This window comes from Wolbachia endosymbiont of Drosophila baimaii, from assembly GCF_028982185.1.
Classification (GTDB): Bacteria; Pseudomonadota; Alphaproteobacteria; order Rickettsiales; family Anaplasmataceae; genus Wolbachia; species Wolbachia pipientis.
The window spans coordinates 1-9,560 of the sequence record NZ_JAPQLE010000093.1 but is presented as its reverse complement, the minus strand read 5'-3'; the positions used below and the strand labels follow the sequence as shown (position 1 = coordinate 9,560).

At 36.9% G+C, this 9,560-nt stretch carries 10 protein-coding genes and 1 tRNA gene; 3 read left to right on the top strand and 8 right to left on the bottom strand.

Features of this window, described 5'->3' with window-relative positions; all coding sequences use genetic code 11:
* Positions 1 to 229: 229 nt before the first annotated feature.
* From OZD66_RS03105 to OZD66_RS03085, 5 genes are all read right to left on the bottom strand, one after another.
* Positions 230 to 526, bottom strand: coding sequence for a GIY-YIG nuclease family protein (locus tag OZD66_RS03105; RefSeq protein WP_182366808.1), 297 nt, complete (start codon positions 524 to 526; stop codon positions 230 to 232).
* A 154-nt stretch (positions 527 to 680) separates the two neighbouring features.
* Positions 681 to 1,355, bottom strand: a complete 675-nt coding sequence (gene radC, locus OZD66_RS03100) for a RadC family protein (RefSeq protein WP_010962534.1) — start codon at positions 1,353 to 1,355, stop codon at positions 681 to 683.
* Entirely contained in the window at positions 1,330 to 1,560 is a 231-nt protein-coding gene (locus tag OZD66_RS03095) for a hypothetical protein (protein WP_041573522.1), read from the bottom strand. Before OZD66_RS03095 ends, radC begins: the two co-directional genes overlap by 26 nt.
* Before the next feature lie 142 nt (positions 1,561 to 1,702).
* Positions 1,703 to 2,299, bottom strand: a complete 597-nt coding sequence (locus tag OZD66_RS03090; RefSeq protein ID WP_182366713.1) for an RDD family protein — start codon at positions 2,297 to 2,299, stop codon at positions 1,703 to 1,705.
* A gap of 24 nt (positions 2,300 to 2,323) precedes the next feature.
* Positions 2,324 to 2,406, bottom strand: a tRNA-Leu gene (locus OZD66_RS03085).
* 114 nt (positions 2,407 to 2,520) lie between these two features.
* Here OZD66_RS03085 and OZD66_RS03080 point away from each other — a divergent pair.
* Positions 2,521 to 3,972, top strand: a complete 1,452-nt coding sequence (locus OZD66_RS03080; protein ID WP_182366711.1) for a replicative DNA helicase — start codon at positions 2,521 to 2,523, stop codon at positions 3,970 to 3,972.
* Positions 3,973 to 4,059: 87 nt separating this feature from the next.
* Positions 4,060 to 5,328: a hypothetical protein gene (locus tag OZD66_RS03075; protein ID WP_220468206.1), complete on the top strand. Its 1,269-nt coding sequence runs from the start codon at positions 4,060 to 4,062 to the stop codon at positions 5,326 to 5,328.
* A 73-nt stretch (positions 5,329 to 5,401) separates the two neighbouring features.
* Here the strand turns inward: OZD66_RS03075 and metG are convergent, their stop codons facing one another.
* Entirely contained in the window at positions 5,402 to 7,039 is a 1,638-nt protein-coding gene (gene metG, locus OZD66_RS03070) for a methionine--tRNA ligase (protein ID WP_182366709.1), read from the bottom strand.
* Positions 7,040 to 7,196: 157 nt separating this feature from the next.
* On the opposite strand from metG, the gene OZD66_RS06030 reads away from it, so the two are divergent.
* Positions 7,197 to 7,649 carry a TrbC/VirB2 family protein gene (locus tag OZD66_RS06030; protein ID WP_182366803.1) on the top strand — a complete coding sequence of 151 codons (453 nt, stop codon included), beginning with the start codon at positions 7,197 to 7,199 and terminating at the stop codon, positions 7,647 to 7,649.
* Between the two features lie 60 nt (positions 7,650 to 7,709).
* Here OZD66_RS06030 and ubiG read toward each other — a convergent pair whose 3' ends face one another.
* Positions 7,710 to 8,882, bottom strand: a complete 1,173-nt coding sequence (ubiG, locus tag OZD66_RS03060; RefSeq protein WP_182366707.1) for a bifunctional 2-polyprenyl-6-hydroxyphenol methylase/3-demethylubiquinol 3-O-methyltransferase UbiG — start codon at positions 8,880 to 8,882, stop codon at positions 7,710 to 7,712.
* Between the two features lie 307 nt (positions 8,883 to 9,189).
* The coding region (locus OZD66_RS03055) for a transposase (RefSeq protein ID WP_338061736.1) at positions 9,190 to 9,560 on the bottom strand (371 nt) is incomplete at its 5' end.

Genomic DNA, 9,560 nt, shown 5'->3' with positions numbered 1-9,560 from the left:
GTCATAACTATATGCTGCTGGCATGCTTACCATCACTACTATAAATCCATATCTTACCTTTTTTGGACTATTATGAGAAGTGCTATACTTAACTGTCATACCACCGCAAACCGTCATACCGCCGCGGTATCTCAGCCACTAACACGTAGCGGGATGACGAATTACTCAACCGTTATCCTGCTGCTCCTTTCTCGTCATCCCGCTACTTGTTAGCGGGATCTCAGCATAGCTATCTTAAAGCTAAGTAATATAAGTCAACCCAGCTAGGATTCTTTTGATTGATCAAATTAATTTTCCACTGCCTTGGCCATTCTTTCAGGCGCCTTTCTCTTGCAATAGCTAAACTTATATCTTCAAACTCTTCAAAATATACAAGTTTATTTACATTATATCTTGATGTAAAACCTGAAACAATTTTGTTTTTGTGTTCCCAAATCCTCTTGATCAAATTTGCAGTTACACCAATATATAATGTGCTATTAGCTTTATTTGTAAGTATATAGATATATGATAACTTCTTCTTAATCGTTTATAGCTAAAGTAACTGAGGTTTACCAACATTATACTACACCATCATACCACAATAAAACTTACCGTCATGCCGCCGCAGATAGATCCCGCTAACACGTAGCGGGATGACGATTGTCGGTAAACCTAAGTTACTGTAGCTATAAAAGCTTTCACAATAGCCTATTTTCCTTGAAACTAAAATAGCTACTGAATGTAATAATAATGTGATCTATTAATTCTATTCCTATGCTTTGACAAGCTTCTGCTAGTTGTCTAGTGAGAGATATATCGCTATTTGAAGGTTGTGTATCTCCGCTTGGATGATTGTGAGATATTACAATGGATGTTGAACCAATCAAAAGTGCGCGCTTGATGATCTCTCTGACATAAAGAGGAGTTTGATCTACTGTACCAATGTTTTGCAGGTCTTCTGCTATTAGACGATACTTTTTATTCATGTAGATGACGCGAAAATTTTCCTTATTGAGGCTTCCTATACTTATTCTTAAATAATCAAGCAATTTTTCCCAGTTATCGATTACAGGCAGGTTTTTTATTTCTTCTCTTGCAGAACGAACAAAGGCTTGTTTTACACAAAAGATGGCAGATATCGCTGCATTGCTGACATCATCAACGTTTTGCAGCGCTTCCAGGTCAGCATTAAAAACTTTATTTAAGCTGCCAAAACTTTCTATCAAACTCTTTGCCACCGGTTTTACATCAATTCTACTATATGCTGAATATAAAATGTGCTCTAAAACTTCATAATCAAGTAATGATTGTCCATTATCTAAAATAATTTTCTCTCTTAGGCGCTTTCTATGCCCCTTTTTGTAATTTTTCATCATCAATGAATTGCTTATCTCTTGTATAATAAGAAATTAGATTTTTAAGTAAAATATTTAATAAAGCGCATGACGCACAATTGTAAGAACATTCATTTTTAAAGACAGCAAATGGTGTCATGAAAGTAGCTGAGACACTGTCCTCCTTTGTCATCCGAGTAGCTGACACTGGTTCCTTTACGACGGCAGTGCCCAGAGGCGTCATCCCAGTGCGTGCACATAGTGCAAAAAATTAAAAATAAGACGCCAATACGTAATACTGTTGTCGTTTAATCTGCACAGATTGAAGATAAATGAATACCTTCAGTATCATGATAAAGGGGCCGGCGAAGGGTGTCAAGTAGTTTTTAGCTCTGCCTTCTAAGGCTTTTACTCGTGACAACCACTGTGCCTGCGATCTTATCGTGCCAAGTTTGACAGCGTTTGTTGAAATTTGACCATAAAAAGCCCAAGAATAATGGTGCAACTGACAATATAAAGGAAAAAAATCTCTTTGTTGCTTGTCTTAAAGTTATCTTTTCGAAAGTTTGTGCATCCACAACTCTAAGCCCAAGTAATAGTTTTCCAGGTGTAGCAGCAAACCTTACCCACATATATATTACATAGCAAAAGAGCATAATAAACTGGACTATTTGATTTAGGATTAGTAATTTTATAAGTCTACTCTGCGTTGTCTTTTCTTCCGCAGACAGTGGTGCTTGCATTGGGGATTTTGCAGCAATTTGACTTAATATTTTGCTATCCTCTGAGTTCATAAAGAGCTGATTTAAGGCTTGGCTGCAAAACTGCAAGAACAAAACGATAATAATTAAATCAAGCAATACTGATATATAGCGCCTGAGGCCCGTTACATAACATATTCCATTTTCGTCTTTCTTTACCTTTTGAATAACATTTGTAGAAGAAAAAATAGAAAATAAACGATCAAAAAATTTATGTAACATATATACACTTTCCAGTATTTAACGTGCCCCTGGCCGGACTTGAACCAGCATGCTTTTGCAAGCAACAGATTTTGAGTCTGCCGTGTCTACCATTCCACCACAGGGGCATTAAGTTTTAATGCTATAGGCAACACGTAATTAGTCAAATTTTTTTGCCTTTACATCTTTCAAATGAGGACTAAATACTCTACAATAATCAACAGTTACTCTCAAAACTTAAAATGAATGAATTAGCCAATCTCCTTGGTTCAAGGAGTGTAGACAAAGAAATATGTAAATTACCGCATAATTTAGAAGCTGAACAGATGCTTATTGGTGCAATGATTCGTGATAATAGAATCTGTGATGCAGTTGAAGACACAATTACAGCAGAAAATTTCTATGATCCACTGCATCAAAGTATTTTTACGCAAATATCTAAAACCAGAAAACATGGCATAGTTGCCAATGAACTGAGCCTTAAAATGTTTTTTGAAAACGACCAAGCATTTACCGAATGTGGCGGGGTAGAGTACTTAGCGAAGCTTGCAGCGAAGGCAAGTATTGCACTTGATATTTATAGTTTGACTAGAATAATCCGTGATACTTACTTAAGGAGATGTTTAATTAAGCTCGGGCAAGAAATAGTTGGTGATAGCTACAACTACGATATTGAAAATCCTGCACATGCGCAAATTGAACAAGCAATGACAAAATTGTTCAATTTGGCAGTAAAAAAACAAGGTGAGAAAACATATATAAAACTTGCAAGTTCAATTAAAGATGTAGTTGAGAAGATCAGCACACTGAAAAATAATCCAGAAGCGCTAGGCGTTACAACCGGACTTCAAGATCTAAATCAGCTTCTTGGTGGTCTACAAAAATCTGATTTATTAATTTTAGCTGCAAGGCCTTCTATGGGTAAAACAGCATTGGCGCTAAACATCGCACTTAATGCTTGTAAGATGTTGCAAAAAAGAGCAGATAAGCAACACTATGTAGCGTTTTTCTCGCTCGAAATGTCAGCAGAGCAATTAACTGCAAGGCTGATCACTATAGATTCAGGGATTAGTTATTATAAGGCATTAACCGGGAGAATTAGTGATTTTGAATTGCATGAATTTATCAATACTAGTACAGAATTATCTGAACTGCCTTTCATCATAGATGACACCCCTGCGCTATCAATTAGTGCCCTTCGCACCAGAATACGCTTGCTGTATCAATTATATAATGTAGAAGTGGTATTCATTGATTATTTGCAGTTAATCAGAGGAACAACAAAAAGGAGTAATGAAAATAGAGTGCAAGAAATCTCGGAAGTGACGCAGGGTTTGAAAGCAATTGCAAAGGAGCTAAATATTCCCATTGTTGCACTATCTCAGCTCTCTCGTTCTGTTGAGCAGAGGGATGATAAAAAACCACAACTTTCTGATTTACGTGATTCAGGGAGCATAGAGCAAGACGCAGATATAGTAATGTTTCTCTATAGAGAAGAGTATTATGAACTAAGAAAACAGCCAAATGAAGGAAACAATAAACATCGGGAATGGCAAGAGAAAATGGAAAAAATTAGAAACATTGCAGAGCTCATTATTGCAAAGCAGAGAAATGGACCAATTGGCAGTGTGAAGCTATATTTTGACTCTAATAGAGGTGCATTTAAAGATTACACGGAAAGGCATAGTGCATAGCTTGGCAGCAATCTTCTTGTTCCCAAGTTCATTGATTATTTTTTTTATGTAAAGATAGCTTGACAATTTCTTAAAAATCCTTTTATAATGGTATTATATTTTATAATACGTGAGATGATGAATAAAAACAATGTACCCTATCTTATAGCTGGTGCTCTGGCTACTGCAACTTTGTTAGCATCGGGAGTGTTTGCTGCAGCTCCTTATATTGGTTTCTTAGCTCCAGTTGCAGCATTAAGTGTTGGCTTGCCATTTATTATTGGTTATGCTGTGTTTTCTGTTGTAACTATTGCACTTTCGTATAAAGCAATTAGTAAGAACAAAACAATTTCTGAGAAGGAAGCTCAGCTTGCTGATGAAAAAAGTAAAGTAGAAGCTAAAAATAAAATAATTTCTGAGAAAGTAAAGGAAATATCCGAAAAAAATACTCAACTGGCTGATCAAGCAAAAGAGATAGAAGATAAAGATAAAACTATTTCTGAGAAAGATCGGGAGATTTTTAGAATGAAAAATGAGTTGGCTGCAACCAGAAGGATTAATGCTTCTCAGCCAGGTAATGCGGTAGAAATTGGTAGCGTAAACCAGCAGCTTACTAGGAAAGAGGTCGGAGTACAAGCTCAAGAGCAAAAAACTTCTGAGAAAAATACTCAACTACCTGAGAAAGAAAAAGAAATAGAAGAACTTAAACGAGGAAATGCTTTTGTTCCGCAAGCAAAGGATATCAAAGAAGTATTTACATCTGTAGCAGAAGCGTACAATAGTGGGCGCATTCCTGGTATTGTTAAGCGGCGCTGTAGTGATGTTGCGAATGACTTAAAAGATGTCGTAGGTAGTGCGAAAAATGCTTATGGCACATCAGTTGAGTATACAAAAGGAGCACTTAACAGCGTTGGAAGCAGCTTGTACAGTAGGACTTATGGTACTAAGGTTTCTAGTCCGGAAGAGCACTTTAAGCGTGAAGATGGATCTAAACCTAGCATGCAAGAACTAACTCGTTTGGATTATTTAAATCTTGAGGTTCTTTCCAGTGAGCAAAAGCAACGAGCTAATAGTTTGGATTATTTAAATATTGATAACGTTCCTAAGCAACCTGATCATTTAAATGTTGATGCTGCTAAAAGTTATTTAATGAGTCTTTCTGAGGATCAGGATGTATTTTATGATGCAGAATCTGGTGATGAAAAAGGTACTGAGATTTCTAGCCCAGAAAGTCAGCCAACTAAAGAAGAAAATGGTCAAGGCTGGTTTGCATGGAGCCTAGGAAAGGTTAAGTCGGCAATGACTGAAGTAGTAGTGATAGATGCTGATGTTACTAAACCATATTTTGCTAAAGTAACTAAGGCACTTGCCACCTAACTTGAATATGTAGACAGCGGTGTGCACCGTTGTTAACTAAAGATAATCCCATCCAGGAGAAATAGTTTTTACACTATTTCTCCTCTTTAGCATCAACCCTCAAAAAAACCGGCGTAGGTTTAGGCAGCGTAATGCCTAAGCTTACGCATGCGTTGCACAGAGATTTTAAATCTTGTTGCTCTTTCGGGATTTGCAGTTGATCAAGTATCATTTCCGCTGACCTCGGGACAATTGGCTGCAATAAAATGCCTATTATCCTGATATATTCCAGTAACTTGTAAATTACTAAATTCATGCGCTCTCTGTCAGTTTTGCTTAGTGTCCAGGGTGCACTTTTGTCTATGTAGGCATTTGCTTCAGAAGAGATGTTGATGATTAGAAGTATGATATGGTTAAATTCATACTTTGATAGGTGATTCATCACTTGATCGAGTATAGCTTTGCAACCTGGAAGACTTTCTTCACCTTTAAGTAGGCTTTGATCGATTGTTGGTACAATTCCAGAACATTGCTTGTGTAAAAATGAAATTGTTCTTTGTACTAAATTGCCTATGTTGTTTGCCAGTTCTGAATTTATCCGGCTGATCATATTTTTCTTACTAAAGTTGCCATCTTGGCCGAAGCTTGCTTCCCTGAGGAGAAAATAGCGTAGCTGATCAACACCAAACTCTTGAGCGAGGCCAATTGGATCTATGACATTACCAAGGGACTTGGATATTTTCTCTCCCTCGTTCAACCACCAACCATGAACTGCAATTTGTTTTGGCAGTGGCAGGTCTGCTGCAAGGAGAATCGCTGGCCAATATACAGCATGAAAGCGCAATATGTCTTTACCGATTACATGAACGTTGAAAGAGTTGTCAGCTAGGTTTGCAGCGCTTGACACTGGAATCTGCGTTTTCCCTTGGTTTGGTGTCATTCCAGTGCTTGACACTGGAATCTGTGTTTCTGGTTCTGCCCAAAACCTCTTATATTCCTCACCTTCAGTACTAGGGAAACCTATTGATGTAAGATAATTGGTTAATGCATCTATCCAGACATAGATTACGTGTTTGTCATTACCTGGTACTTTTATTCCCCAGTTAAAACTAGTGCGAGAGATTGAGAGGTCAATGAGCCCTGATCTTACAAACGATATCACTTCATTTCTTCTGCTCTCAGGAAAGATAAAACTTGGCTGATTTTTATAGAGTTCCAGTAATTTTTCTTGCCAGTTTGATAAGCGAAAAAAGTAACTCTCTTCTTTTATCCACTGGACCTCAGCACCTGTTGGTGCTTTGCCATCTATCAGCTCTGACTCCTGATAAAATGCTTCATCACGAACTGAATACCAACCCGAATAGGAATCCAAATATATTTGCCCTCTCTCTTCAAGTCTATTCCATAAAGCTATAACTGCTTTTTTGTGACGTTCCTCCGTAGTGCGAATAAAATCGTCATACTCAAAATTCATGAACTTAGCCAATTCTTTAAATGAAACGCTCACTTCATCTGTAAATTCTTTTGGCTGCATTTCCTTTGCTTTAGCTGCTTTTTCTATTTTTTGTCCATGTTCATCTGTACCGGTGGTAAATTTGACATTTTTTCCAGCTAGTTTCATGAACCTTGCCACCACGTCACACAAGAGAGAAGTGTATGCATGACCAATATGCGGCTTATCGTTTACGTAATATATTGGCGTGGTGATGTAAAAGTTCTCGAATTGTTCCATGGTTTCGCATTTTAATAAAAATCAACTGAGTTAATTATAGTATTAAAAAGGCAGTAATAAATAAATATTGATTGGGTTAAGCATAATTTTTGAAAAAAGCTATTTACTGAAATTTTATTAAAATAAGAAACAATCAGGCATGATTATTGAAAGAACAATGGGAAATTTTCTTGTAATTCTATTTATAGTTTTCTATGCATTTGATGCACACGCTGATGGAGCAACAGATGTAATGTGTAATGTAATAGGTTACGTTCATGGAATAGGTGGACCAATGATTACAGTGGTAATAATTGGTTCAAGCTTGCTTGCAATATTTGGCAAAATGCCTTGGCCTGCGCTTTTCTCACTGGGTATGTTCGTTGCAGTGTTTTTTGGTGGTCCCCAAATTACAAAAGCGATAACAGGAAGGGAAGTTTGTTGTCTTAAGAGAGGACAAACATTGGATAGTGGAAAATGTGTTGCTGCTACTGGGCATGAACTTGTGGGTAAACAGTGTGGTATATCTCCTGACAAACATAATAAGGGACAATATGTTTGTTGCCCTCCTGGCTCTATGATCACTAATCAAGGAGGTTGTACTAATAATCCTTCAAAAGTGTGGCAATGAAGTAGTACTTTATATAAAAAAACATTGTTATATTAAAGATCTACTATGCACTGAATCTGACTATTTACAACAGAGTTCCCCACAAAGTATATAATTAACATCTACTCCTTTAGTTAGATTCCACTCACGTTTTATTACGTTGTACTCCATGCCAGCCATGTTTTGCAGCGTTACATTATTTTCTCTTAAGTGATTTGCAATTTCTGACAGCTTGAGAAATTTATTCCAGTTATGTGTACCTTTTGGCAGCCAATTTAATATGTACTCTGCACCAATTATTGCAAGACAAAAGGATTTAATAGTTCTATTTATTGTGGATATAAAGATTAACCCCTCCGGTTTTAGCAGTTCTATCGCTTTTTTCATGAAAAGCTCTAAATTATCCACATGTTCAACTACTTCCATCAGCAGAACCACGTCGTACTTCTTGTCATTGCTTAGCTCTTCAATGCTGGTGTGTATATATTCTATATTTAACCCTACTTTTTTCGCATGTGAATGCGCTACTTTTATGTTTTCTGCACATACATCTATTCCCACAACGTTAATGCCAACGCGTGCCATTGACTCTGACAAAATGCCACCACCGCATCCAACATCAAGCAATGATAATTCTTTCAAATTGCATTTTTTTAACTCTTTTATTTTCTCAATAATGTAAGATACTCTAACAGGATTCATCATGTGCAATGGTTTGAATTTGCCGTTCTCATCCCACCACTGGCCTGCCATTTTAGCGAATTTTGATATTTCATCTTCGTTATAAGTTTTTGTTTTTTTTTTCTTAGAGGTTATGTTGCTGAGTTTATCAAGGCGTTTTTTATGTCTGCTTTCTTTTGAAAATTCTGTTTCGAGGAATTGTTTGACTATGTCTTTTGCTAATCCACTCGCAGTAAATCCTGCACCAAGACACAGTACATTTGCGTTGCCATGCTCGCGAGCTAATTTTGCGATTTCAACACTATTACACAAAGCAGCGTAGATTCCTTCAAAACGATTTGCCACAGTACTCATGCCCAAACCTGTACCACAAATTAATATCCCATAATTTGCTTTTTTGCTTGTTATATCTTCTACAACTTTAACAGCATAGTCTGGATAATCCACGCACTTTTGCTGAGCAGTGCAGCCTTGATCTACCACTCTATAACCTAGGGTTTCCAGGTAAGGTTTTATTTCTGATTTTAATTCATAACCAGCATGATCTGAGGCAATTGATACTACATCTAACATATAAGAAATAAGGACATTTTATATGGGTTTGAACTTTCTGTCAAGTCATTCAATGCTTCTGACCTTTTGGGAGTTCTAAAGCTATAGCTAAGGTTTTCCTACGTCATACCGCAATTCATTCCACAACTGTACGAACATTGTGATTTGAGAATAATCTCCGCCAGGAAGGGTGTCATCCCAGTGCTTTGGCACTGAGATCCAGAAAACTTAATTTTAAATAAGTACACCAGATAGCTGTATAATAAGAACTGGATTCCAGTGGGCTTTGTTGCATCGCTCTTCGGATAGTAGGTAACGCACAATAAATTTATGAAGCTATCTCAAATTTAGCCATACCAATATCAGTGAACTTATTGAGCAAATAGCATTTAACAAGTAGTTCCTTCTCTCTATTTGTCTCAGATTTATTCCTAAAACTAAACCAGAATGTTTGTTTCAGTCGCGAGAAAAAACTTTCTATATAAGATCTTTTTCCATAACTCATCTCTTTTTTCCACTTCTTTATACCATCTTCATCATATGACCTTATGAGCTTGACTGCAGAATTTCTCTCAGCCATATAGTCTAACTTTGGATGCTCTGCTGCGTTGTTTTTCGGAGGAATTTTCGTTTTTATACCATATTGATTACACAGCTTATAGAGCTTTTCTCTGTCATATGCCCTATCTGCATATAGTA

What these genes read in the sequence shown, in the direction of transcription:
- radC (WP_010962534.1), bottom strand. Translation starts at nt 1,355, where the DNA reads ATGAAAAATTACAAAAAGGGGCATAGAAAGCGCCTAAGAGAGAAAATT.
- OZD66_RS03095 (WP_041573522.1), bottom strand. Translation starts at nt 1,560, where the DNA reads ATGACGCCTCTGGGCACTGCCGTCGTAAAGGAACCAGTGTCAGCTACT.
- OZD66_RS03090 (WP_182366713.1), bottom strand. Translation starts at nt 2,299, where the DNA reads ATGTTACATAAATTTTTTGATCGTTTATTTTCTATTTTTTCTTCTACA.
- OZD66_RS03080 (WP_182366711.1), top strand. Translation starts at nt 2,521, where the DNA reads ATGAATGAATTAGCCAATCTCCTTGGTTCAAGGAGTGTAGACAAAGAA.
- OZD66_RS03075 (WP_220468206.1), top strand. Translation starts at nt 4,060, where the DNA reads ATGGTATTATATTTTATAATACGTGAGATGATGAATAAAAACAATGTA.
- metG (WP_182366709.1), bottom strand. Translation starts at nt 7,039, where the DNA reads ATGGAACAATTCGAGAACTTTTACATCACCACGCCAATATATTACGTA.
- OZD66_RS06030 (WP_182366803.1), top strand. Translation starts at nt 7,197, where the DNA reads ATGGGAAATTTTCTTGTAATTCTATTTATAGTTTTCTATGCATTTGAT.
- ubiG (WP_182366707.1), bottom strand. Translation starts at nt 8,882, where the DNA reads ATGTTAGATGTAGTATCAATTGCCTCAGATCATGCTGGTTATGAATTA.